Here is a 23,689-nt window from a genome sequence, read left to right as displayed (position 1 = left end):
GTAACCCGAGATATGTGCGGAAGATTCACCTTTTATACACCCCCGGAAACGCTGATCAACCATTTTTTCCCGGACGGGCTGGAGGTGATCGGTCACTTCGACCCTGAGTACAACATTCCTCCGGGGGTGGGCATTCCACTGATTCGCACCAGCATGAACGGTACGTTCATCCTGACGCACTCGCACTGGGGCTTCAGGCCGGTGTGGGCAGGCGACACGGCCCCTGCCCCGATCAACGCCCGGGCTGAAACCGTGGCCACCTCCAGGTATTTCAGGGAGGCTTTCGCCCACCACCGCTGTCTGATCCCGGCCAACGGCTGGTATGAATGGAAACAGACTGAGCGTGGCAAGGAGCCTTACTACCTGACGCCCGCCAATCCAGAGCAAACCCCAGCCATTTTCTTTGCCGGCATCTGGACACCGAGAGAGGGCGACAACACCACCGCCTGCGCGATCATCACCGAACCGGCCAGCGAGACCCTCAAGCACATCCACGACCGCCAGCCAGTGGTACTGGATCCTGATTGCCTCAGTGGCTGGCTGGATCCTTCCCTCACTGACCGCGATGGCATTCGTGCGGCCACCCATCGCCTCCCGGTGACTCAGCTGGAGGCGTTCCCGGTCTCGACCGAGGTCAACAACCCGCGCCACAACACGCCAGATCTGATCAACAGGGCCTGATGCCGAAGATCCAGGTTCACTCATTAAGAATAAACCGTAACCTGACATCCGGACGGTTCGATAATAAGGTTTGTTATAAATCTTGTTATCGGAGTTACGGAATGGCAGTCACGCTCAGACAATCACTGATACTCGTGATTCTGGCCTTTGCGCTGGGCGGCTGTGCCAGCAACCAGAACCTGCGAACCGGAAGCGGTAGCGGGCTTGCACCGATTGAACCGGTTCACTCATCGGAAAAAGCCCAGAGGCTCTGGCAGGTCTATGAGCGTTATGCAGGCGTGCCCTACGAGTATGGTGGCACCTCGGCCCAGGGGTTCGATTGCTCCGGGTTTATCCTCACCGCCTACCGGGAAGGGCTCGGCCAGCAGTTACCCCGCACAACCTCACAGATGCTCCGGTATGGCAAAGCCATTGCACCCGGGGCCATCCAACCGGGCGACCTGGTGTTCTTCCGAATCCGGGGCAAGGAGCAGCATGCCGGCATCTACATGGGCAATGACCGCTTTATCCATGCCTCCACGTCCGTCGGTGTCACCCAGTCGAAGCTGGACGGTTACTATTGGAAAGACCGGTTTACCGAGGCTCGGCGGTTCGACTAGACCGGTCAATTCGCCCTATCGTTTCTCGCGCACGTAAAGAACCTTGTGAACCCGGGCGACCAGCTCGCCGCTTTCGTCCGTTATCTCAACGTCCCACTCAGGCAGGTATTTCTCACCGCCCTCGGTTTTGCGGCGGATCTCCTCCAGACGAACTGCCGTCAGATCGAAGTGCGCAGTCACCGTGCCCTTGCCCGGCCGGACAAACTCGATACTGGCCGATTTGTCCCACACGATGTAATCGTTACCGAGCCGGCGCATCAGCAACAGCATGTAGAGGGGGTCCACCATGCTGTAGAGCGACCCGCCGAAGTGGGTACCTACGTAGTTGGTGTTGAACCAGTGCTGGCGCATTTCGACCGTCGCGGTACTGAAATCGTCGGCGATATGAGTCACTTTGACGCCGGCGCCCAGGTAGGGCCCGAAGGTGGTCAACCTGCGCCGCAAGGCCCCGGCGCTGGCAAACCACTGGCGGATTTTTCTGTTCATGGGTACGCCCCTGCAGTAAATTCGGCTTTACATAGCAGCCTATCTTCTACAGGTGCAATCGCGGATGCAACAGAAATTCATACAGTCGTTTGATTTTCTGCCCGGTGTCCCGGAGATTACAATCCACCAAAGGCGAGCTGCAGGGCGATGCCGGCCATCATCAAACCGATGACACCATCAATGATGCGCCAGGCCGTCGGGCGCGACAGGATGGGCGCCAATGCCGAACCACCCCAGGCCACCAGCGTGAACCACAGGATCGAAGCACTGCTGGCACCGGCCAGAAATGTGGTGGTGTTCTCCTGCTGCGCGCCCACCGCGGGAATCAGCAGCAGGGTATCGAGATAGACCTGGGGGTTGAGCAGTGTCACCGCCAGGGTGGTAAACAGCACACCCTTGAGGCTGCGCCGGGTGATTTCGCCGGCTTCCAAGGCCGCGCGGCCGCGACTGGCCCGGTAAAATGCCTGCACCGCCAGCCAGCCGAGAAACACCACGCCCAGCCAGCGCAGGATTTCCAGCGCCTGGGGCATGGCCATCAGGGCCGCGCTGACACCAAACATACCCAGGGTAAACAGGGACACATCTGCGATCATGCAGATTCCGGCGGACCACCAATGATGCTCACGGCGGATCGCCTGGCTCAGAATGTAGGCATTCTGGGCACCGATTGCCACGATGATGCCACCGCAGACCACCAATCCTGTCAGATAACTTTCCAGCACAGCATGAACTCCTCAGTCGATGGCGCAAGAATAACGATTCCCGGCTATACTGGAAATTCATACTCATAATGCTGCATAAGTTTTACTAATGATTGACTACAAACTGCTGGAAGCACTGGCGACGGTCATCGAATGCGGCGGCTTTGAGCGCGCCGGCGCTGCACTGGGATTGACCCAATCCGCTGTGTCTCAACGCATACGGACACTCGAAATACGCCTGGGCCAGCCGGTCCTGGTTCGCAGCCCTGCCCTGAAGGCAACGCCGGCCGGACAGAGGCTGTTGAACCACGTGCAACAAGTTCAGCTACTGGAGCGCGATCTCGCCCGTTCCATTCCCGCTATTTCGGAACCGTCTGCCCGGCTTCGAATTGCCCTGAACGCCGACACCCTGGCCACCTGGTGGGCAGAGGCCATAGGCGCGTTTTGCAGTGACGAGGCCCTGCTGCTGGATCTGGTCATCGAGGATCAGGACATTGGCCTGCGCCGCATGCGCGAGGGCGATGTGGCCGCCTGCCTGTGCAGCAGTCCGCAACCCGTCGCTGGCGCGCGCAGCGTGCCGCTGGGCAGCATGGCCTATCTGCCTTTGGCCACCCCGGATTACGTTCGACGTCATTTCGGTGACGGCTTCAACGAACAGAGCCTGGAGACCGCTCCGGCCATCGTATTTGGGCCCAATGACCAGCTCCAGCATCGTTTTCTCGCCCAGTGCGGCTTTCATGGCAGCGTGCCACACCATCTTTGCCCATCCTCGGAGGGGTTCGTGAAGCTGGCGTTGGCAGGTATGGGTTACGGCATGATTCCCGAGATGCAGGCACAAAGGGAGCTGGACGCTGGAACACTGATCAGCATTGCACCCGGTAAGTCCTTGCAAGTACAGCTATACTGGCATTTTTGGCGACACGGCGGCGGAATCATGGACCGATTGACTGATACCCTGACAGCCGCCAAACCATTCACTTACTAAAGGAGCCCTGGGAATGGCCACACTGATTGCGGGTCTGGTTCTGTTTCTCGGTATTCACTCACTCTCCATCGTCAACGAACCATTGCGGAATCGCCTGCAGGCCTCGCTCGGCGAGATACCGTTCAAGGGCCTCTATTCAATTATCGCCCTGATCGGACTGGTTCTGATCGTGATCGGCTACGGCGCAGCCCGACTGGAGCCCACCGTCCTGTACACGCCGCCAGGCTGGTTGCGGCACCTGGCGATGCTATTGCTGGTGCCGGTGTTTCCGCTGCTGTTTGCCACCTATTTGCCCGGACGCATCAAGGCCACGCTCAAACACCCGATGCTGGTTGCGGTCAAACTGTGGGCCCTGGCCCACCTGCTGGCAAACGGCATGTTGCACGATGTCATTCTCTTCGGAGCCTTCCTGGCCTGGGCCGTTGTCGACCGGATCTCGCTGAAGCGACGCCCCCAACGCGCGATCCCTGCCCTGCCGGCAGGGAAAGCGAATGACCTGATTGCCGTCATTGGCGGGTTGGCCGTTTATGTCGTCACGGTCGTCTGGGCCCACCAGTGGCTGATCGGCGTGTCACCCATCTGAAACCGGCAGTGTTGACACCATGAAACACCTGGTCGCGGTTTACGGCACCCTGAAACGTGGCGGCTCCAACAGCGGTTTGCTTCGCAGCGGGACCTTTCTCGGTGAAGACTCACTCACGGAGCTGACGTTATATGACCTCGGCCCCTACCCCGGTGCGGTGGCCAGGCCTTCGGACGGAGTGGTGGTCGAGGTGTATGCCGTTAACGAGCGAATCCTTGCAGAGCTGGACATTCTTGAGGACTATTTCCCGGCGGCACCAAAAGACAGCCTTTACCTGCGAAAACGCACGGCAACCCGGCACGGCTCTGCCTGGGTCTATATTTACAACAGGCCGGTTGGAATGCACCGGCGCATAACCTCGGGCGTCTGGTGATCAGCGCCCGCCCAATTGCACTGACAAGGACCCGATCTTGGACCTGACAACGCCTGCCCTGCTGTTCCCGGCAATTTCACTGTTGCTGCTGGCCTACACCAATCGCTTCCTGGTCCTTGCCCAGCTGATCCGCCAGCTAAAACAGATGGACACAGAGGAAGATCACGGGCTGATTGCCCGCCAAATCAACATGCTCCGGAAACGAATTGTGTTGACCAAGCGCATGCAGGCTTACGGCGTACTGAGCTTTTTCCTGTGCACCGTGTCGATGTTCCTGCTGTTCCTGGGCGCGGAGATGCCAGGCATTGTGGCGTTCGGCATCAGTCTGGTTCTCCTGTCGCTCTCTCTGCTTTACTCCCTGTACGAGATACAGATATCCACCAACGCCATCAACGTCGAGCTGGCCAGTTTTGAGGCGCGCAAGAGCGCCCCGCGTGAGGATACCAATTAAGGGATATGCCGGGGCGAGACGCCAAACCAGTGTGGGAAACGCAACAGGCAGAACAACGCGACCATGTCATACACCGCATGCCAGATCATGACCATGGAAAGGCTGTCGGACAGGACATAAGCGGTGCCCAGCAGCAATCCGAGCCCCGTGGCGACGAGAAAGTAGGTGAAGGAAATGTAGTGCACCAGACCGAACAGCAGCGAAGCGACCGCAATGGCGGTTACCTCGCCCAGACGGCCCGTGAGCCAGCCCTGTACCGCCCCCCGGAACAGCAGTTCCTCGCCAACCCCGGCGATAACGGATAACGCCACCAGAACCGCCCCCCCAAAACTGGCGGCAAAGTCGTGAAGGTTTCTCATCTGGCGCTCGAGATTGTCCGGGAACAGACCGGGAATGCGCGTGAGCGCAATCAGCACCCCATAGGTACCCAAAGCACCCAGGCAGCCCCAGGCAACACTCTGCAGCCAGGACAACCCTTCATTTTGAACCGGAATACCGAAGACCAGTATTGCCACCAGCCCCGCCACACCAATGCCGCCCTGGAACAACAGGGCGGAAAGGGGAGCGATTCCGGAACGGGAACGCCCGACAGCCATCAGGACTCGAACAGGCCTTTTACCGGGAGAAGGTCGCCGTACTCCGGCACCTGTTTCTGGGCCTTGGCCTGGAAGGTTTTCATCATGTCGCCCGGCCGGAACATGCCCGCCTGCCAGGTCGCCATGTAGCGGAGGCTGTCTTCCACGGAGTGGTCACGGCTGTAGTTGAGCATTTCCTTACAGCCGGTCACTGCCAGCGGGGAATTGGCCGCAATCTGGCCGGCGATTTCCATCACGCCTTCAAGCAGAGCGGTCTGATCCGGGTAAGTCGCATTCACAAACCCAAGATTCTGCGCTTCCCGGGCAGAGAATTTGCGGCCGGTGTAGGCGAGTTCACGGACCACGCCCTCAGGCATCAGTTTCGGCAGACGCTGCAGGGTGCCGACGTCCGCGGTCATGCCCAGCTCGGTCTCCTTGATGGTGAAATAGGCGTCCTCGGTGCAGTACCGGCTGTCGGCAGCACACACCAGGTCCAGGGCACCACCGATGCAGCCACCGTGAATCGCGGCCAGTACCGGCAAGCGAATTTTCTCAAGCGACGTCAACGTGTCCTGCAGCTGCAGAACCACGCGCCGCAGGTTTTCTGCCATACGGCCCGGATCACCGCTCATGGGCACGGCTTTGGGATCACTGAAAACACCCAGGTCCATTCCGGCCGAGAAATGCTTGCCGGTGCTGGAGATCACGATCACCCGGGCGTCGGTATTGGCTTCAATGTCCTGCATGCATTTCGGCAGCTCCAGCCAGAAAGCCTTGTTCATCGTGTTCAGCACGTCCGGGCGGCTGAACTGAACGTGGGCAATGTAATCCTTCACTTCGACATTGAAGCTTTCGTAGTTGGCAAGATCAGACAAGACAGGACTCCTTTATACACATTGTTTGTAAGACCAGGGCATTCCAGCCTGGTTGGCAACACCGCATAATTACCCAGCTAACCATATGCCGACAACCCGGGCCATAAAATTTCTGATACGTTCAGCCCGATTGCCTCTGATACAGAACTTGCCGTTTTATTCGGTCAAGACCATGCTGAAGACTCACTGTCAGAGGCGGTAAACATGACACAGCGCTTTCAGCCACGAACCGGAGAAGTGGGTGGCATCCCCGTCGCCCGTAATCTTCCCACCCGCGGCCGTCGCCAAATCGGCGCCTGGTGTTTCCTCGATCACATCGGGCCGGTCACGTTTGATGACACGAATCACGGCCTGCGTGTCGGTCCACACCCTCATATCGGGCTGCAAACGTTTACCTGGATGATCCAGGGCGAACTTCTGCACCGGGATAGCCTGGGAACCGCGCAGCCGATACGGCCGGGCGAGGTCAACCTGATGACCGCCGGCCACGGGATCAGCCACACCGAGGAATCGCTGTTCGGCGACCGGACGCTGCACGCCACGCAGCTCTGGATTGCCCTTCCCGAGGCCGATCGCAACCTACCACCACGCTTTGATCACTATTCCTCTCTGCCCTGCTGGCAGAATCAGGGGGCAACCTGGACACTGCTGACTGGACAGTACGAGAACCGAAAGGCGGATACCCTTCAGTACTCACCGCTGGTTGGCCTCGATATCGACTGCGAGTTGTCCCAGACCCTGGAACTGAATCTGAATTCGGCGTTTGAATACGGCATCCTGCCCCTGACCGGGGCCTTTGACATTAACGGCGAGCGTTTTGAGGCCGATGAGCTTGCCTACCTGGAAGCAGGCCAGACGACTCTGACTCTAACCTGTGATCCCGCAACCCGACTGCTCCTCATTGGCGGAAAACCGCTGGATAAGGAGGTTGTCATATGGTGGAACTACGTGGGCTATCACAAGGAGGAGATTGTCGAGGCCGAGCAGGATTGGGACGCCCAAAGCCTGCGTTTCGGCAATATTCCCGAATGGCCGGGTGAACGGCTGGAAGGGCCGCCCTCACCGTGGCGACGGTGAGAGTTCCTCTAGCTCTTCACCATCCACCAGGCGGGCACGGATACGCGGCAAATACTCCGGGTAATTCTCTTGGAGGAAGGTAATCAGGCCTTCCCGCAGGGCACACCGTAAATCCCAGGCCTGACTGGAATCCGGGGCACTCATCAGAAACCGGACCTGAATGGTGCGATCATCGGAATCGGTTACCTGAACCGTCTCCACCTTGCCGTCCCATTGCGGTGCCTGTCGCAACAGTCGGGCAAACTCTTCCCGCAGGGGAGAAATCGGCATACCGTAATCGAGCCGTATGAACACGGTACCCAAGAGATCGGCGTTATTTCTGGACCAGTTCTGGAACGGATGCTCGATGAACCATTGCAGGGGCACGATCAGGCGCCTCAGGTCCCAGACCCTTAGCACAACGTAGGTGGCCGTCACCTCTTCCACCCAGCACCACTCGCCCTGAACGTACAACACGTCATCAATCCGGAAGGGCTGAGTCAGCGCGATCTGCACTCCGGCCAACAGATTGCCCAATACCGGCCTGGCGGCAAAGCCCAGAATAATGCCACCGACACCGGCCGACGCCAGCAGGCTCCCCCCAACATGACGAACGGAATCGAAGGTCATCAGGGCAGCGCCAAGACCCAGAATGACAATCAGGATATTGAGACCGCGAACCAGGAAGCGGGTCTGGGTCTCCACTTTCCGCGCCCGTTTCCACTCACCTTCGAGGACCGGGTTCAGCGTAACGATGACGTCACCGATGGCGGAGGTGCATCGCACCAGCGTCCAGGTTCCGGCGAGGATCAGCAGCAGCGTCCCGATGTGCTGAAATTCGGCCAGAAACCACAACTCGGAAGGAGCCGCCTCAAGGACGCCATTGAGCGCCAGCAGGCAGACAAAGACACCCAAGGCCCTGGCCGATGCATCAAGGAAGAGCCGCAGCACCGCCTTGCGGCGCGTAAGACGACGGATGATGCCGAGAACCAGCCGGAACACGGCATAGGTCAGAATAACGGACACGAGGGCCGTCAGGCCCGGATACAACCACGAGCTCGTGCCCGCCTCAAGAGATTCCAACATTCCCTGCTCCGACTGCGCTAAATCACTGTGTCTAAAGATAGCAGGCAAATGAGGTTAAAGGCGCTAACCTTATGAAATAACACGAACGCTTCAAACGAAGGAGCCGGCTTTTACTCCTCGACCGTTCTGGTCAATGGTGTTTTCAGTTCGAAGACTTCAAACGCTGCCAAGTCGCCGCTATCCGGAGACAACACTTCAGACAGGACATGCCCATCGGGGTCTTCGGACTCGGAAGGCAGAATCGCCGTCAGCTTTCCGAACATCCCCGTATCGTCTCGATAAAACTCGAACCCCGCGCCCTCGACATCCCCCGTGGGCGCACCTTTCCGGATCGACCCCTGCACATCGAACGAACCGAGTGACGAGTGGGTGACCTTGGCACGCCCCTCCAAAATTGTGGTGCGGCCATAGTCAGCTCCCCTTCCTTCCAGATTTTCGTCGTATTTCAGGGGTTCCTCGGCTATCAGTCTTACAGCCCGGTCGGCGAACATTTCCCGAATGGTGGCATCCATGGTCCATCGACGGTAAACCGTGTAAGGATTCTCGACGGTCTGGACAATGCTCTGCCAGCCATGAAGGCCAATCGATCCGTCATTGCCCGACGCCCGGAAATTATAAAAATACAGCCCAAATTCGAAGGTTTCTATATTCACCGACGCCATGTCCGTTGAGTTTTCCGGAAGGTACTGAAGCTCGTGACCTTCACCCGGGAGGATTTCGGTTACGACAGAGCCGTTATACACCCGACCCTCGTGGTTATAGTCATCAAATGACACCACCAGACTCGCTGATTTAAAGATTGTCTCTTCGTCATCTTCGTATTCAATGCCACCGACCACTCGGATGCCAGGCGGCTGGGCCTGCCCTCCCTCAGAGCGTATGAATACATCCAGCAACATCTGGGGATCAAACAAACGAACGAGCCAGTAGAGGTCCGGGCCGGGCCTCGCGGGGTCGGCCCAGAAGACCTGGGCGGCCTTGCGAAGATTGTCCGGCGTGGCCGTCATTGGAGTCTGGCGACCAGAATAGTTGGGGCCTGTATCGAGCAAGGCAATGATATCCGCTTCCGAGGGTTCATCAGGCAATTGCTCGGCAACGGAATTCAGATGGTCTCGAGCGTAGGCAGCACTAACCAGGCCGACCCGGCCCGCATTTGCCAATGCTTCCTGCATCACGCTGGAATCGGTGAGTTGGGAGGGTGATTGTGATAGGTCAAACCCGAGGTCTGCAAAGGCCCCGTGGGCCCTGTCATCAATGACAATGCCATTGAGTGGATTCTGGTCTGCGTCCAGAGTAATCAACAACCGCGCTATGTTAATGGCCCGGGGGCCGTCCCAACGCCCGGTTTCATCGAGACTACCCGGCGTCATGAAGCCAGCGGCGCTGTTGGCTCCCAGATCCGTAGCACCAATACTGAATGTGATTGTTTCGCCAGGTTGGTAGCTAAACCGGCCCAACGCGTCTGTCGTCCCCTCCAGGGTCTCGGTGCGGTAAGCGAGGCCTTTGACCGGCGCATCGACGAAATAACCGGTGCTTGCCTGAACACTCTCACTTTTTGCTGCATCCGCATCCGAGGTGCTGCTCTCCGTGGGATTGCCCCAACTACTTCCATCACCCCCACAGCCGGCAAGTACCAAAGTGAACAGCAAACCGCTCATAACTCCCTTTAAAGCCACACCACAGCCCCCACTTGTTATTTTGAGGGCCCAGTGTAACGGGATGTAACCGTTATTTTCGTGACACACCGCCAGCTATAAACAGGTCGTTAAACCAAACGCCTGCCCAAAATATGCTTATTGATCAGTGGCTCCACGCGGCGTTACCACCCACTCCGGGTCCTCGAACTCTCCCAGCGGTGTAATCTCCACGAACGGCGCGGCGCTGCGGATGATCTCAGCCACCCTTGGATTGTGCTTCGATTCCATGGCGTCCCTGGCCTCCTTGCTGTCCCAGCTGGCGATGGCGATCAGGGTATCGGGGTCGCCAATCTTGCGATGCAGCTCCGTGCCACGGGCGCCGGGTGCCTGTTGAATCAGTTCGCTTGCCCGCACCCAGGCGTCGGCATACTCTTCGGCGGTGTGCCCCTCTTTCACTCGAACTTCGAAGATAAACTTCATTGGTTCTTCCTCCGTTGCCATGACAACCGACAGTCTCTGATGTTTGCACGGGTTTATGCCTATGAAAAATCCCTTTGCATCTGCAAACTTGTGGGGTACAGTGGTTGCCGTTGGAAAGATTTAGCAAAGCATTTCATCAATAAGACGCATTTAAGCTGTAACGGTTGTACGTCCTGTTTTTGATCCCGCCAGTTTTTTGTTTCCCGCACAACGTCGATCAGATATCACGATGATAGTCTGGCGGCACATTAAAGATTGAATTCAGGAAAGTTATCTATGTCTACTGTTACCGGCAACGTTAAGTTCTTCAACGAAGCAAAAGGTTTTGGTTTTATCACTCGTGAAGGCGGCCCGGACGTATTCGTTCACTACAGCGCCATTCAGGGCGGTGGTTTCAAGACTCTGGCCGAAGGCCAAGAAGTCGAGTTCACCGTGACTCAGGGCCAGAAAGGTCCTCAGGCGGAGAACGTTGTTGCTCTGTAATCCTTGATGGATTAAGCAATGACCGCAAAAAGGCAGCTTCGGCTGCCTTTTTTTTGTTTCTGCCCCCTCTGGCCTACGGCTGCACGTCCACCGGAATCGTTTCCGTGTTCTTTATTTCCCGCAACGCAAAGTTCGAGTTAACCTGGGCAATGCCTTTCAAGGTGAAGATCTTTTCGTTCAGGAAGCGGTCGTAGCTGGCCATATCCGGCACAATGACTCGCAATACGAAATCTGCATTCCCGGTCACCGCGAAACACTGCAACACCTCGGGATAGCTGCTCACCTGTTGCTCGATTTCCCCTGTGCTATCAATGTTGTGCCTCTGTAGAGAAAGATTGACCAGAACACACAACCCCTGCCCTATCCGCTCCGGGTCCACCCGCGCACTGTACCCCTGAATCACGCCGGATTCCTCAAGGGTCCGTACCCGCCGCCAACAGGCCGCCGGAGATAATCCGACCTGCTCAGCCAGCAACTGGTTACTGATTCGCCCATCGTGTTGCAGAACCGAGAGTATGCGTCGGTCCAATTTATCCAGCTCAACCTGTTTCATTCAGTAACACCCGTTTTTTACAAAATATTCTTCGTTATTATTGTCATTTATCAAAGATTCTTTCGCAACTCCCCGTGCGGCACATCCAATAAGCAAGCACCTTTTGCCAACTTCCTTCTAAACTTTTGTCTATAAAATCGACAAAAAGGAGGGCGCCATGTCCGCCGATACCCCCGAACTCGACAATTACAAACTTGAAGACCGCTACCTGCGGGAATCTGGCCGGGTATTTCTGACCGGAACGCAGGCACTGGTCCGCATTCCCCTGATGCAGGCCGCCCTGGATCGCAAACAGGGTCTGAACACCGCCGGCATGGTCAGCGGCTACAGGGGCTCACCGCTCGGCGCCTACGACCAGGCTCTATGGCAGGCCAAGACGCTGCTGGACGACAACAGCATCGACTTCGTACCGGCGATAAACGAAGACCTGGCGGCAACCATCATGCTGGGCACCCAGCAAGTGGAAACCGATGACGACAAGCAAGTGGATGGCGTGTTCGGCCTCTGGTATGGCAAAGGCCCCGGCGTAGACCGTGCCGGTGATGCCCTGAAGCACGGCACCACTTATGGCAGCTCCCCTCATGGCGGGGTCCTCGTCGTCGCCGGCGATGACCACGGGTGCGTGTCCTCCTCCATGCCGCACCAGTCCGATGTGGCGTTCATGAGCTTTTTCATGCCCACGATTAATCCGGCCAACATCGCGGAGTACCTCGAGTTTGGCCTCTGGGGCTATGCCCTGTCCCGCTACAGCGGTTGCTGGGTTGGCTTCAAAGCCATATCCGAGACGGTGGAAAGCGCCGCGTCGGTTGATCTCCCGCCGCTGCCGGAGTACTCAACCCCGGACGATTTCACGGCGCCGGAGGGCGGCCTTCATTACCGCTGGCCGGATCTGCCCGGCCCCCAGTTGGAAACCCGTATAGAGCACAAGCTGGCGGCCGTCCAGGCGTTTGCCCGAGCCAACCCCATCGACCGCTGCCTGTACAACAACTCACAGGCGCGTTTCGGAATTGTCACCACGGGCAAGGGTCATCTGGACTTACTGGAAGCCCTGGACCTTCTGGGTATCAGCGAAGACGGTGCCCGGGAAATGGGCCTGGATATCTACAAGATCGGCATGGTGTGGCCATTGGAGCGGCGCGGCATTCTGAACTTCGTTCACGGCAAGGAAGAGGTGCTGGTGATCGAAGAGAAACGCGGCATCATCGAAAGCCAGATCAAGGAATACATGTCTGAACCGGACCGGCCCGGTGAGGTTCTGATTACCGGCAAGCAGGACGAATTGGGCCGGCCGCTGATTCCGTATGTGGGCGAGCTCAGCCCCAAGCTGGTTGCAGGCTTCCTGGCCGCGCGTCTGGGCAGGTTCTTCGGTACTGACTTCAGTGCGCAGCTGGAAACCATCAATACCATGACCAACGCGCAGGATCCGGGCGGCGTCAGACGCCTGCCCTATTTCTGTTCCGGCTGCCCCCACAACACCTCCACCAAAGTGCCGGAAGGCAGCAAGGCACTGGCCGGCATCGGCTGCCACTTCATGGCATCCTGGATGGGGCGCAACACCGAATCCTTGATCCAGATGGGTGGTGAAGGGGTCAACTGGATTGGCAAGAGTCGCTACACCGGCAACCCTCACGTATTCCAGAACCTGGGCGAAGGGACCTATTTCCACTCAGGCTCCATGGCCATCCGCCAGGCCGTGGCCGCCGGTATCAACATCACCTACAAGATTCTGTTCAACGACGCGGTCGCCATGACCGGTGGCCAGCCTGTGGACGGCCAGATCACTGTGCCCATGATCGCCCAGCAAGTTGCCTCCGAAGGCGTCCGCCGGGTCGTGGTGCTAAGCGACGAGCCAGAGAAGTACGAGGGACACGAGGACCAATTCCCGACCGGTGTCACCTTCCACGACCGCACTGAGCTGGATTCTGTCCAGAGGGAGTTGCGGGAGATCCCCGGCTGCACCGTCCTGATTTACGATCAGACCTGCGCGGCTGAGAAGCGCCGTCGCCGCAAACGCAAGCAGTTCCCGGACCCGGCCAAGCGCGCCTTTATCAACCACCATGTCTGCGAAGGCTGTGGCGACTGCTCCGTACAGTCCAACTGTCTGTCAGTCGTGCCCCGCAAGACCGAGCTGGGCCGGAAGCGCAAGATCGACCAGTCTTCGTGCAACAAGGACTTTTCCTGCGTTAACGGTTTCTGCCCCAGCTTTGTCACGATTGAGGGCGGCCAGCTTCGCAAATCCCGGGGCATGGACACCGGTTCCGTGCTGACCCGCAAACTGGCCGACATTCCAGAGCCTGACCTGCCCGCAATGACCGGCTCCTACGACCTTCTGGTTGGCGGCGTTGGCGGCACCGGCGTGGTCACCGTGGGCCAGCTCATCACCATGGCTGCGCACCTGGAGTCCCGTGGCGCTTCAGTGCTGGACTTCATGGGCTTTGCCCAAAAAGGCGGCACCGTACTCAGCTATGTGCGGATGGCACCCTCCCCGGACAAGCTTCATCAGGTTCGTATCAGCAATGGCCAGGCTGATGCTGTCATCGCCTGCGATCTGGTGGTGGCGTCTTCCCAGAAAGCCCTGAGTGTACTGCGCCCGAACCACACCCAAGTGGTGGCCAATGAGGCCGAACTGCCCACGGCGGATTATGTGCTTTACCGCGATGCCGACATGCAGGCCGACAAACGCCTGGACCTGATTCGTGACGCCGTCGGCGACGATCATTTCTCCCGCCTCGATGCCAACGGCATTGCCGAGAAACTGATGGGCGACACTGTGTTCTCCAACGTCATGATGCTGGGCTTTGCATGGCAGAAAGGCTTGCTCCCCCTGTCCCAGGCGGCACTGATGAAGGCGATTGAACTGAACGGCGTGGCCATTGAGCGCAACAAGGAAGCTTTCGGTTGGGGCCGGGTTGCGGCGGTCACCCCGGGCGCCATTGCCGATCTGCTGGACGCCGATAAAACGCAGGTCATCGACGTTCAACCGGAGCCGACCCTGGACCAGCTGATCGAAACCCGCCACCAGCACTTGGTCAAGTATCAAAGCAAACGCTGGGCGGACCGCTATTCCGATCTGGTGGGTCAGGTGCGTAAGGCGGAGGAAAGCCTTGGCCAGACCAACCTCCTGCTGACCCAAACCATCGCCCAACAGCTGTATCGCTTCATGGCCTACAAGGACGAATACGAAGTGGCCCGCCTGTTCGCGGAAACCGACTTTATGAAGGAAGTGAACGACACGTTTGAAGGGGACTTCAAGGTCCACTTCCACCTCGCGCCACCGGTCATGAACCGGGGGACCGACGCCCAGGGACGGCCGAAGAAGCGCCAGTTTGGCCCCTGGATGTTCCGGGCCTTCAAGCTTCTTGCCAAATTGCGGGGACTTCGTGGCACGGCACTCGACCCGTTCCGATACTCCGCCGACCGGAAGCTGGACCGAACCCTGCTGGACAACTACCAGCAACTGATTACGCGCCTGACCCGTGAACTGGACGCCAGCAACTACGACACCTTCCTGCAACTGGCAGAATTGCCCTCGGATGTCCGCGGTTACGGCCCGGTTCGGGAGCAGGCTGCCGAGGCCATTCAGGAGAAACAGTCGCAACTGATCAAGGCACTGGATACGGGGCGACCGACACTGATTCGTACCCAACAGGCCGGTGATAAGGAGGCAAATCATGTTTGAGGCTCTCAAGCCCCTGCCGCAGGATCCGATTCTGCAACTGATGCAAACTTTCCGGGACGACCCTCGCCCGGACAAGGTGGACCTTGGTATCGGCGTCTATAAGAACGACGCCGGGGCCACCCCGATCATGGCAGCCGTACACGAAGCCGAACGGCGCCTGCTTGAGGGGGAGACCACCAAGAGCTACGTGGGACCGGCCGGGTCACAGGGTTTTAACGACGCGATGGCCCGCCTGATCCTCGGTAACGAAAGCTCACTGATCCGGGACGGCCGCACCTCCGTGGTCCAGACCCCGGGCGGCTGTGGCGCCCTGCGCATGGCGGCAGAGTTCCTGCGACTATGCCAGCCAGACACCACGGTCTGGGTCAGCACCCCAACCTGGGCCAACCACCTTCCGCTGCTCGGTGGCGCCGGCCTGACCATTCGCGAATATCCCTACCTGAATCAGAACACATTGCAGGTAGACTTCGACGCCATGCTGGAAGCCCTGGAGGGTGCGCGTGCAGGCGACGTGGTACTTCTCCACGGCTGCTGCCATAACCCCTCCGGCGCAGACCTGACCTTCGACCAGTGGCAGGCTGTCACCGCTCTGATCCAGCGCAAGGGCCTCCTGCCCTTTGTGGATATGGCGTATCAGGGACTGGGTGACGGGCTCGATCAGGACGCTGCCGGCCTTCGGCATCTGGCCAGCCAGGTACCGGAAATGCTGGTTGCAGCCTCCTGCTCGAAGAACTTTGGCCTGTACCGGGAGCGCACCGGCGCCCTGATGCTGATCTCCGCTACGGCGACGATCAACGCGGCGGCGACCAGCCAGCTACTGAGCGTCATTCGCTCCCACTATTCCATGCCCCCCGCCCACGGTGCCGCGATTGTGGAAACCATTATGGGAGACGAGGGATTACGCACGCTGTGGACGGACGAGCTGGATGGCATGTGCAAACGCATTTTGCACCTTCGCCACGCTTTCGCGGACGCCCTGGCCCCGGCCGGTGACTTCGGCTTTATTGCCCGGCAAAGAGGCATGTTCTCGTTTCTGGGCATTACCCCGGAACAGGTTCGCCGGTTGCGGGAAGAGAACGGCATCTACTTGCTGGAAAGCAGCCGGGTCAACGTAGCAGGACTGAACGACCGGGTCCTTCCAGGCGTCGCCAAAGCCATACGCAACATCCTGTGACGGTCCGGCGCACAGGAACAACCGACTAAACCTGAAAACGATCCGACAAAAACAACTATTCGGAGAAGCCAATGAGTCAGAATACTCAACCCCACCAGCAGGCCAACAACCTCTGGTCTTCAAAGCTCGCCTTCACTCTGGCGGCCGCCGGCTCCGCCGTAGGGCTCGGCAATATCTGGAAATTTCCCTACATCACCGGCGAAAATGGCGGCGGTGCCTTTGTCCTGATTTACCTCGCATGCATCTTTCTCATTGGTGTGCCCGTTCTCGTGGCTGAGACCATGATCGGCCGCAAGGGCGGGCAAAGCCCTGTCGCAACCATGCGTACCCTGACCCGGTCCGAGGGCACCTCCCGGGGCTGGCAGGCCATCGGCTGGAACGGCGTTATCGCGTCTTTCCTGGTGCTTTCCTTTTACGCCGTGATCGGTGGCTGGGCCCTGGTGTACATCGGCAAGGCCGCACTCGGCCTGTTTACCGGTGCCGATGCAGAGGTGATTGGCGGGCAATTTGGCAACCTCCTGGCCAACCCGTGGGAACTGCTGCTCTGGCACTCCGTGTTCATGGCCATCGTGGTATTCATTGTGAGCCGTGGCATCCGTTCCGGCCTGGAAAAAGCGGTCAACCTGCTGATGCCTTTGCTGTTCCTGCTGCTCATCGCCATGGTTTTCTACGCCATGACCAGCGGCAGCTTCGGCCAAGCCGTCAGCTTCATGTTCTCACCGGACTTCAGCAAGCTCACGACCGCCGGCGTGCTCACTGCCCTCGGCCATGCTGCCTTCACACTCAGTATCGGCATCGGCGTTCTGATGGCCTACGGCTCTTACCTGCCTAAAAGCGTGAACATCGCCAAAACCGCCATGACCATCGCCGTACTGGACACCGGTGTCGCCCTTCTGGCCGGCCTGGCAATCTTCCCGCTGGTGTTTGCCAACAACCTCGAGCCCGGCGCCGGCCCCGGCCTGATCTTCGTTACCCTGCCCCTGGCGTTCGGCCAAATGAGCGGCGGAGCACTCTTTGGCACCGTCTTCTTTGCCTTGCTTCTGGTCGCGGCCATCACGTCCGCCATCTCCATGCTGGAACCGGTGGTGGAATGGCTGGAAGAACACAAAGGCATCAGCCGGGTGAAGAGTGCCATTGGCGGCGGCTTTGCTATCTGGTTTATCGGCATTGGCACGGTATTGTCTTTCAACATCTGGGGCGATGTGCATCCGCTCGGCTTTATCAGCTTCCTCGAAGGCAAGACCGTCTTCGACCTGCTCGACTTCCTGGTGTCGAACCTGATGATGCCGCTGGGCGGTCTGGCCATTGCACTGTTTGCCGGCTGGGCCATGAAACGGGAGGGTCTGGCCTCCGATATCGGCCTGAAAGGCGGAAGCTTCAGGGCCTTCATGTTTGTGCTCCGGTTCGTTACACCGGCGGGCATAGGCATTGTGTTTCTGTATAACCTGGTCTGATCCGGTTATTGCCTGAAATCAAACATAGCGCTCTCTTTTTGGCAAAAACCCCGGATCACTGCCACGCTTAAATCAAGGACAGGATGCAACATCCCAAGCGAGATAAGGAGAAGCGCTATGTATCACAAATTACTCGTGCCGGTAGACCTGGCACACACCGAAAAAATGCCCAAGGCATTGAACACAGCGATTGATATTGCCAAGCATTACGATGCCTCGGTTTGCTACGTCACCGTGACCAACACCGCTCCGGGCGCAGCAGCGCACAACCCCGAGGAGCTGGCCGAAAAGCTTGAGGCCTTCGCCGAGGAACAGGGCAAGGCGCATGGAATCCGGGCCACAAGCAAAGTGCTGTCCACCGCAGACACCGCGGTAGAGCTGGATGACAAGCTTCTGGAAGCTATCAGGGACACCGGGGCGGATCTGGTTGTCATGGCATCTCACACGCCCGGCATTGGCGATAAACTGCATATCCTGCATTCCAATGCCGCCAATATCGTCAAGGAAAGCGATATTTCCGTATTTGTCGTGCGCTGAAGAAAGCCTTCAGGTAGGTCCAGGATCAGTGATGCTGATCCTGGCATAGCCTGATCAGGCTCCCGGAAAGGTTATATCCGTTACGGAAACGACAAAGAACGGGAAATAATCCTCGGTGCCAAAAAAATTGCCGGCCGCCACCCGAGTGGGCAGCCGAAACCCTCCGAAGTCCCGAAATTCCGACAAGTAGCCACCGAACGGCTGGAGTCGGTGAACCTTTTCCGGGTTGGCGTTACTCCAGCGAAAAAAACTGACCTCCTCCGGCTGCCCGTTCTTGGCGACCGTCACATCAACCGCCTGTTCCAAGCCGTTACTGCGAACCGTCACTCTCGCGGTGTTTTCGTCCACCAGCTCCCAACGAATTCCCGGCCCGGGCAACACCGACGCCGGGCTCCAGAAAACCGCTTCAGCCACGTACCGGCCGAATGCAGACCGGGTATGATCCGGATCGCCACCAGCCCGCGCCACCGGAAGAAGCTCCATCAGCCAGAATCGGGTCCAGCCTTCCGTATCGGAACCAGACAAACGCATCAGGCCCCGACTGGCGTTCATCTTCCAGACAAACCCGGCGGGCATTGCCAGAACTTGCGAAGCCCTCATCTCAAGGTAATCCGGCTTATCTCTGTTACCCATGCCGAACCGTCCCGCCATACTGATACAGGCAACGGTATAAAGCGGCGTGTCCGGGGCGATGGTGTACAGGAAATAACGGCGCGCGGGTTCGGGCAAGCCGGCCACCATCGCCGGCTCAAAACGCCCGGGGTTCGAAGGCTGCAGAGCCGTTAAACGATCCACCGCGGCCTGATCCAGGCGATGGTCCCACTGACGCCATAGCCAGAGGGCCAGCACACCGCCAGCGAGCACAATCAACAGGATGACAACAAGGGTTTTCATGTAAGCTATGCTCCGTACCCGTCATTCTCCTTGCCCAGCCCACGCACGGCCTTTTTCCAGATCAACGAATACGGCCGGCAACCATACGGTGAACCAGAAAGGTTTTATGAAAGTTCCGAAGCGATTACAACCCCTTGTCGACGACGGCATGGTAGACGAAGTGCTGTACCAGCTCATGAGCGGCAAGGAGGCACAGGTGTATGTGGTGCGCTGTGGCGAGGAGCTGCGGTGCGCCAAGGTGTTCAAGGAAGCACAGAAGCGCAGCTTCAAACAGGCCGTGGAATACCAGGAAGGACGAAAAGTCCGGAACAGTCGACGAGCCAGGGCCATGAGCAAGAAAACCCGTTACGGCCAGAAAGAACAGGAAGACGCCTGGCTCAACGCCGAGGTTGATGCCCTGTACCGGCTGCAATCGGCTGGCGTCCGGGTACCCCAGCCACTGGGATTTGTGGACGGCGTGCTGTTGATGGAACTGATTGCCGATGAGGACGGCAAAGCGGCGCCACGGCTTGATGATGTCACGCTGACGGCGGAAGTGGCGCGGGAGTACCACGCCCAGGTTATCGCGGACATCGTTCGTATGCTCGACGCCGGCCTGATCCACGGCGACCTCTCGGAGTTCAACGTGCTGGTGGACGCCCGGGGCCCGGTTATCATCGACCTTCCCCAGGCTGTCAACGCAGCAGGCAACAACAATGCCGAGCGAATGCTGGAGCGGGATGTCGATAACATGCGTCGCCACTTTGGCCAGTACGCACCGGACCTGCTCGTCACCGATTACGGCAAGGAAATCTGGGCCCTATATGAGAGCGGCGACCTGCATCCTGAGAGCAGACTGACCGGCTGCTTCGAGCACGATACCCACAGCGCCAATGTGGACGACCTGATGGCGGTAATCGATGCCGCCAGACTGGAAGAAATGGAGCGGCAAGAACGCCTGCAGATGGAGGACGACGACTGAAGGCTTACAACGTTACCAGGCCAACCAGATGACATGCCTTGCGCCCTTTCCCGGACGGTGGGCGCGCACGGTAACCGGCTCCACCGACAACCCTGCTCGCTTGAGGCGTTCGGTAAAGGCCGGATCCTGCCCCGCCGACCAGTAGGCCAATACCCCGTCGGGCCGAAGTGCGGCCTGGGCCGCTGCAATGCCCGCAGTGGTGTAAAGCCAGTCGTTTTCCTTTCGCGTCAGCCCCTCGGGGCCATTGTCGATGTCCAGCAGAATGGCGTCGTAACTGGCAGGAGACTCCTTGATCAGTTGCACCACGTCCCCGAGGTGAACCCGGGCCCTGGGGTCTTTCAACGGATAACCGGCGGCCCCGCCCAGGGGCCCCAGATTCCAGTCTTTCACTTCCGGCACCAGCTCCGCCACGGTCACCTCCGCGGTCTCGCCCAATGCCTCCAGCGCTGCTGCCAGGGTAAACCCCATGCCAAGGCCGCCAATCAGCACCCGCGGCGCGGGATGATCCGAAATCCGCTCGCAGGCCAGCGTTGCCAGCGCATCCTCCGACCCATGCAGACGGCTGTTCATCAGCTCACCGGTACTGTCGGCAATCTTGATGGAGAATTCATCATTCCGCTGCAGCAAACGCAGCTGGGTTCCCTTTCCGGGAATCATCGCTGTGCCTAGCAGCTCGAAACGGGCCATACAAACCTCAACAGACGTGATTTAGTCGCCAGCCAGCAGGCTGGCCAGAATATTCCGTTCCACGGGGCCCGGCAAAACGCCGGTCAGCCACGCCTCAATCACCACGTCTCCATGCTGATTGGAGAGCACCGCTTCCGCTCTGGCCCTGTTCTTGTCGTCCACCTCGGTGATCGTGAACACACAGGTGACGGTGTCACCAAAATACACTGGCCGTCGGAACCGGAAGTTCATTCCGGACGCGAGCCAGCCGATCTGCCCACCCACCTCGGTGATCATGCCGCCGACCAGCAGGCCGTGGCAGATGCGACCCTGAAGGCCCTTGGCCCTGACAAAACGCTCATCATAGTGAATCGGGTTATGGTCGCGGCTGATCTCGCCGAAGGTCATCGTTTCAGTTTCAGTGAAGGTTCGGGTCAGCGTGAATTGGTCGCCAACCTCCAGCCCTTCCAGGGTCTTTTGCCGAATGTCAGACATGTTGTGTTTCCCCGGTTGCCCGCCCTCAGAAGGGAATTACAGATACCGGCCACCCGCGCCGACCGCAACCACAATCAACCCAAGAATCAGATTAACGCCGACCAGCTTTCGGATCTGGCCGACCCGGCGACCACCCTCCTGGGGATCCTTCTCGGCCACCGCCTGCTTCAGCCGACGGAAGGGGGCAAAGTACACGTGGAAGAACAACAGCATCATGATCAGCCCCAGAGTCTGCATCACGTGAATGTGCCAGCCCGCACCGGCCATACCGCCGAAGACACTGAAAACCATCCAATACCCGGTCACCAGCAAGAGCACAGCCGCCAGCCATACCCAGCGAAAAAAACGGGACAGGGTACGGCACCAGAGTGCGCCGCGCTGGCTCACTTCAATCACTTCGACCACAGCCGGGCGCATGGCCATGTAGGCGAAGAACATCCCCCCTACCCAGACCACCGCAGACAACACATGCAAGGCAATCGCCAGACTCATCAGCAAACTCCTGTTGATACGACCTGTTCCGGATTGCCCCGAGGACACCCCGCTTTCGCCCGATGCACAATACAACCGGCGACTTGAAATCCCGGGCTACCTTACCACGGCAGCTCATCACCGTTGCTATGCCAGAATGAGCCCGTGTTCTCAAGATTGAGCCCGTCAATCCTGGCTGCCAGTCCCTCGGCGGACTCCTCGGGCGTGATCAACCCACCAAAATTCACCATGCGCGTCTGCACATACCCCGGGTGTAATTGGGCCACCGCAATGCCTTTTGATTTCAGATCCATAGCCAGCGACTTGCCAAAGGCATTGAGCGCCGCTTTCGAGGCCCGGTAACCATAGCGACCGCCTGAATCGTTATCGGCAATGGACCCCATACGGCTGGTGATGTTGGCAATCTTGCCGCCAAAGGGGATGTGCGATACCAGCGCCTCGGTAACCCGGAGCGGCGCGTAGGCATTAACCTCCATCTGAGTGCGGATGGAATCGAAATCGATGCTGCCGAGCTTTTCGTCCTGCAACAGGCCAGCGTTGTTGATCAGCAGATCAATCCGCTGAGCGTCGACGGCACTGGTCAGGCGCTGGATGCCGGCCTCAGTGGTCACGTCCACGCCGTCAATGACCCGGGCCGCGATGTCGGACAGCTCGCCGGATGCCTCCCGACAGACACCGATTACGTGACAGCCCCTGGCGGCATATTGCCGGGCGAGTTCAAGACCGATACCACGATTGGCCCCTGTGATCACTACGGTTTGTTTCTCTGACATGGCAGCCTCCTGGAGATGGTTTAAGGTAAGATGGCGAGAGCCCCATCCAGAGTGGAATCATACGGAATGTCAGCCCTGTTTGTATTTGCGCTGTTTGCAGTGACCTTCATAGCACTGGCGGTATTCTATCTGTTTTTTTACCAGGACTGGCGCCGGAAGCGACAACTGAAGCAGCCGTTTCCGGAGGCCTGGCGACGGGAAATGACTGCCTCGGTGCCCCTCTACCGCAAACTGCCCGCAGATCTGAAAAGTCGCCTTGAACAGCACGTTCAACTGTTCCTTGCGGAGAAAACATTCTACGGCTGCGACGGCTTCGAGGTGAACGATCGGGTAAGAATCACCGTTGCCGGACATGCCTGCCTGCTCATCCTCGCCCGCCCGTTCAGGGAGTACGATGAGATCCGCAGCATACTGGTGTATCCGGATGTGTACCGGGTTCAGGCTCCGGAGCGGGACGGTATGGTGGTGAGCGTCAGCGAGCAGATTCGCGCCGGCGAAGCGTCTTCTAGAGGTCAGGTCGTATTGGCGTGGTCCGAATGTGAGGAGGGAGCCATGAATCCGGAAGGGCCCCACAACGTCATACTCCATGAGTTTGCCCACCAGCTGGACTACCTCGACGGCACCGCCGATGGTGCTCCACCGCTCAGCGGGAAACAGGCTGAAGAATGGCAGCACACCATGACCAAAGCCTACGAAAACCTCCGGTATTCCCTAAGGCATCACCATCAGGGGTGGCTGGATCCCTACGGAGCCACCCAGCCAGCGGAATTCTTCGCGGTACTGACCGAAGCCTTCTACCAGCAACCCCTCCACCTGAAGAACACACAACCGGCCGTGTATTCGGTACTTTGCGATTATTACCGCGTGGACCCACTGGACCTGTCCTAAACCTGTCCTGAACCATGACATACACCACGTTTGCATATAATCTATGAAGACAGTTTTAAACGGATGTAAAAC

Annotated in this window: 27 protein-coding genes; 14 read left to right on the top strand and 13 right to left on the bottom strand. The window is 58.7% G+C overall.

The features are described 5' to 3' along the window. The first annotated feature begins 12 nt into the window (after nt 1-12). Together KZO34_RS14550 and KZO34_RS14545 are read left to right on the top strand one after the other, a co-directional pair. On the top strand, nt 13-681 hold the full coding sequence (locus tag KZO34_RS14550; RefSeq protein WP_219477572.1) for an SOS response-associated peptidase: 669 nt from the start codon (nt 13-15) through the stop codon (nt 679-681). Between the two features lie 101 nt (nt 682-782). Next, nucleotides 783-1,280 carry a C40 family peptidase gene (locus KZO34_RS14545; RefSeq protein WP_219477571.1) on the top strand — a complete coding sequence of 166 codons (498 nt, stop codon included), beginning with the start codon at nt 783-785 and terminating at the stop codon, nt 1,278-1,280. 15 nt (nt 1,281-1,295) lie between these two features. Here KZO34_RS14545 and KZO34_RS14540 read toward each other — a convergent pair whose 3' ends face one another. Together KZO34_RS14540 and KZO34_RS14535 are read right to left on the bottom strand one after the other, a co-directional pair. Then, the gene (locus KZO34_RS14540) at nt 1,296-1,766 is read right to left on the bottom strand and encodes a DUF4442 domain-containing protein (RefSeq protein ID WP_219477570.1); all 471 of its coding nucleotides are present in this window, start codon (nt 1,764-1,766) and stop codon (nt 1,296-1,298) included. Between the two features lie 116 nt (nt 1,767-1,882). Further along, nucleotides 1,883-2,488, bottom strand: coding sequence for a LysE/ArgO family amino acid transporter (locus KZO34_RS14535; protein WP_219477569.1), 606 nt, complete (start codon nt 2,486-2,488; stop codon nt 1,883-1,885). An 88-nt stretch (nt 2,489-2,576) separates the two neighbouring features. Between KZO34_RS14535 and KZO34_RS14530 the strand changes: the two genes are divergently transcribed. The 4 genes from KZO34_RS14530 to KZO34_RS14515 are packed head-to-tail and all read left to right on the top strand — an operon-like array spanning nt 2,577 to nt 4,859. After that, nucleotides 2,577-3,452, top strand: a complete 876-nt coding sequence (locus KZO34_RS14530) for a LysR family transcriptional regulator ArgP (RefSeq protein WP_219477568.1) — start codon at nt 2,577-2,579, stop codon at nt 3,450-3,452. A gap of 13 nt (nt 3,453-3,465) precedes the next feature. Continuing rightward, nucleotides 3,466-4,035 (top strand): NnrU family protein, encoded by a 570-nt coding sequence (locus tag KZO34_RS14525; protein WP_219477567.1) that lies wholly within the window; start codon nt 3,466-3,468, stop codon nt 4,033-4,035. A gap of 19 nt (nt 4,036-4,054) precedes the next feature. Further along, on the top strand, nt 4,055-4,408 hold the full coding sequence (locus tag KZO34_RS14520; RefSeq protein WP_219477566.1) for a gamma-glutamylcyclotransferase family protein: 354 nt from the start codon (nt 4,055-4,057) through the stop codon (nt 4,406-4,408). A gap of 37 nt (nt 4,409-4,445) precedes the next feature. Next, nucleotides 4,446-4,859 (top strand): DUF2721 domain-containing protein, encoded by a 414-nt coding sequence (locus tag KZO34_RS14515; RefSeq protein ID WP_219477565.1) that lies wholly within the window; start codon nt 4,446-4,448, stop codon nt 4,857-4,859. Here the strand turns inward: KZO34_RS14515 and KZO34_RS14510 are convergent. Both KZO34_RS14510 and KZO34_RS14505 read right to left on the bottom strand, forming a co-directional pair. Then, a complete protein-coding gene (locus KZO34_RS14510) occupies nt 4,856-5,455 on the bottom strand; it encodes a CPBP family intramembrane glutamic endopeptidase (protein ID WP_219477564.1) in 600 nt (199 codons plus the stop codon). The two genes, KZO34_RS14515 and KZO34_RS14510, sit on opposite strands and share 4 nt — an antisense overlap. After that, a complete protein-coding gene (locus KZO34_RS14505) occupies nt 5,455-6,309 on the bottom strand; it encodes a crotonase/enoyl-CoA hydratase family protein (protein ID WP_219477563.1) in 855 nt (284 codons plus the stop codon). The genes KZO34_RS14510 and KZO34_RS14505 overlap by 1 nt, the downstream gene beginning before the upstream one ends. 204 nt (nt 6,310-6,513) lie before the next feature. Between KZO34_RS14505 and KZO34_RS14500 the strand changes: the two genes are divergently transcribed. Then, the gene (locus tag KZO34_RS14500; RefSeq protein ID WP_219477562.1) at nt 6,514-7,386 is read left to right on the top strand and encodes a pirin family protein; all 873 of its coding nucleotides are present in this window, start codon (nt 6,514-6,516) and stop codon (nt 7,384-7,386) included. Here the strand turns inward: KZO34_RS14500 and KZO34_RS14495 are convergent. The 3 genes from KZO34_RS14495 to KZO34_RS14485 form a co-directional block, all read right to left on the bottom strand. Next, nucleotides 7,369-8,451 carry a mechanosensitive ion channel family protein gene (locus KZO34_RS14495; RefSeq protein WP_219477561.1) on the bottom strand — a complete coding sequence of 361 codons (1,083 nt, stop codon included), beginning with the start codon at nt 8,449-8,451 and terminating at the stop codon, nt 7,369-7,371. The two genes, KZO34_RS14500 and KZO34_RS14495, sit on opposite strands and share 18 nt — an antisense overlap. Nucleotides 8,452-8,561: 110 nt before the next feature. After that, a complete protein-coding gene (locus KZO34_RS14490; protein ID WP_219477560.1) occupies nt 8,562-10,100 on the bottom strand; it encodes a hypothetical protein in 1,539 nt (512 codons plus the stop codon). Nucleotides 10,101-10,244: 144 nt separating this feature from the next. Beyond that, nucleotides 10,245-10,568 (bottom strand): antibiotic biosynthesis monooxygenase family protein, encoded by a 324-nt coding sequence (locus tag KZO34_RS14485; protein ID WP_219477559.1) that lies wholly within the window; start codon nt 10,566-10,568, stop codon nt 10,245-10,247. 276 nt (nt 10,569-10,844) lie between these two features. On the opposite strand from KZO34_RS14485, the gene KZO34_RS14480 reads away from it, so the two are divergent. Beyond that, the gene (locus KZO34_RS14480) at nt 10,845-11,051 is read left to right on the top strand and encodes a cold-shock protein (RefSeq protein WP_036130097.1); all 207 of its coding nucleotides are present in this window, start codon (nt 10,845-10,847) and stop codon (nt 11,049-11,051) included. Nucleotides 11,052-11,124: 73 nt separating this feature from the next. Here the strand turns inward: KZO34_RS14480 and KZO34_RS14475 are convergent, their stop codons facing one another. After that, nucleotides 11,125-11,604 carry an Lrp/AsnC family transcriptional regulator gene (locus KZO34_RS14475; protein ID WP_219477558.1) on the bottom strand — a complete coding sequence of 160 codons (480 nt, stop codon included), beginning with the start codon at nt 11,602-11,604 and terminating at the stop codon, nt 11,125-11,127. A 157-nt stretch (nt 11,605-11,761) separates the two neighbouring features. Here KZO34_RS14475 and KZO34_RS14470 point away from each other — a divergent pair, with 157 nt between their 5' ends. From KZO34_RS14470 to KZO34_RS14455, 4 genes are all read left to right on the top strand, one after another. Next, a complete protein-coding gene (locus KZO34_RS14470) occupies nt 11,762-15,283 on the top strand; it encodes an indolepyruvate ferredoxin oxidoreductase family protein (protein WP_219477557.1) in 3,522 nt (1,173 codons plus the stop codon). Next, nucleotides 15,276-16,457: an amino acid aminotransferase gene (locus KZO34_RS14465; RefSeq protein WP_219477556.1), complete on the top strand. Its 1,182-nt coding sequence runs from the start codon at nt 15,276-15,278 to the stop codon at nt 16,455-16,457. The genes KZO34_RS14470 and KZO34_RS14465 overlap by 8 nt, the downstream gene beginning before the upstream one ends. A 71-nt stretch (nt 16,458-16,528) precedes the next feature. Further along, entirely contained in the window at nt 16,529-17,911 is a 1,383-nt protein-coding gene (locus KZO34_RS14460) for a sodium-dependent transporter (RefSeq protein ID WP_219477555.1), read from the top strand. Nucleotides 17,912-18,028: 117 nt separating this feature from the next. Further along, nucleotides 18,029-18,448, top strand: coding sequence for a universal stress protein (locus KZO34_RS14455; protein WP_219477554.1), 420 nt, complete (start codon nt 18,029-18,031; stop codon nt 18,446-18,448). A 54-nt stretch (nt 18,449-18,502) separates the two neighbouring features. On the opposite strand, the gene KZO34_RS14450 is transcribed toward KZO34_RS14455, so the two are convergent. Continuing rightward, complete coding sequence (locus tag KZO34_RS14450; protein WP_219477553.1) at nt 18,503-19,342, bottom strand: DUF4381 domain-containing protein; 840 nt, start codon at nt 19,340-19,342, stop codon at nt 18,503-18,505. A 106-nt stretch (nt 19,343-19,448) separates the two neighbouring features. On the opposite strand from KZO34_RS14450, the gene KZO34_RS14445 reads away from it, so the two are divergent. Next, entirely contained in the window at nt 19,449-20,303 is an 855-nt protein-coding gene (locus KZO34_RS14445; protein ID WP_219477552.1) for a PA4780 family RIO1-like protein kinase, read from the top strand. 12 nt (nt 20,304-20,315) lie between these two features. On the opposite strand, the gene KZO34_RS14440 is transcribed toward KZO34_RS14445, so the two are convergent. The 4 genes from KZO34_RS14440 to KZO34_RS14425 all read right to left on the bottom strand — a co-directional run bounded on the left by KZO34_RS14440 (nt 20,316) and on the right by KZO34_RS14425 (nt 22,729). Continuing rightward, nucleotides 20,316-20,990: a spermidine synthase gene (locus tag KZO34_RS14440; protein WP_219477551.1), complete on the bottom strand. Its 675-nt coding sequence runs from the start codon at nt 20,988-20,990 to the stop codon at nt 20,316-20,318. 21 nt (nt 20,991-21,011) lie between these two features. Next, nucleotides 21,012-21,464, bottom strand: a complete 453-nt coding sequence (locus KZO34_RS14435) for a MaoC/PaaZ C-terminal domain-containing protein (RefSeq protein WP_219477550.1) — start codon at nt 21,462-21,464, stop codon at nt 21,012-21,014. A 36-nt stretch (nt 21,465-21,500) separates the two neighbouring features. Further along, complete coding sequence (locus KZO34_RS14430; RefSeq protein WP_219477549.1) at nt 21,501-21,956, bottom strand: CopD family protein; 456 nt, start codon at nt 21,954-21,956, stop codon at nt 21,501-21,503. Nucleotides 21,957-22,057: 101 nt separating this feature from the next. After that, nucleotides 22,058-22,729 carry an SDR family oxidoreductase gene (locus KZO34_RS14425; protein WP_219477548.1) on the bottom strand — a complete coding sequence of 224 codons (672 nt, stop codon included), beginning with the start codon at nt 22,727-22,729 and terminating at the stop codon, nt 22,058-22,060. Between the two features lie 66 nt (nt 22,730-22,795). Between KZO34_RS14425 and KZO34_RS14420 the strand changes: the two genes are divergently transcribed. After that, complete coding sequence (locus tag KZO34_RS14420) at nt 22,796-23,617, top strand: M90 family metallopeptidase (RefSeq protein ID WP_219477547.1); 822 nt, start codon at nt 22,796-22,798, stop codon at nt 23,615-23,617. Nucleotides 23,618-23,689 lie beyond the last annotated feature (72 nt).

The sequence above is a fragment of the Marinobacter sp. F4206 genome, from assembly GCF_019392195.1.
Taxonomy (GTDB): domain Bacteria; phylum Pseudomonadota; class Gammaproteobacteria; order Pseudomonadales; family Oleiphilaceae; genus Marinobacter.
This window is presented reverse-complemented; position numbering and strand designations above follow the sequence as displayed.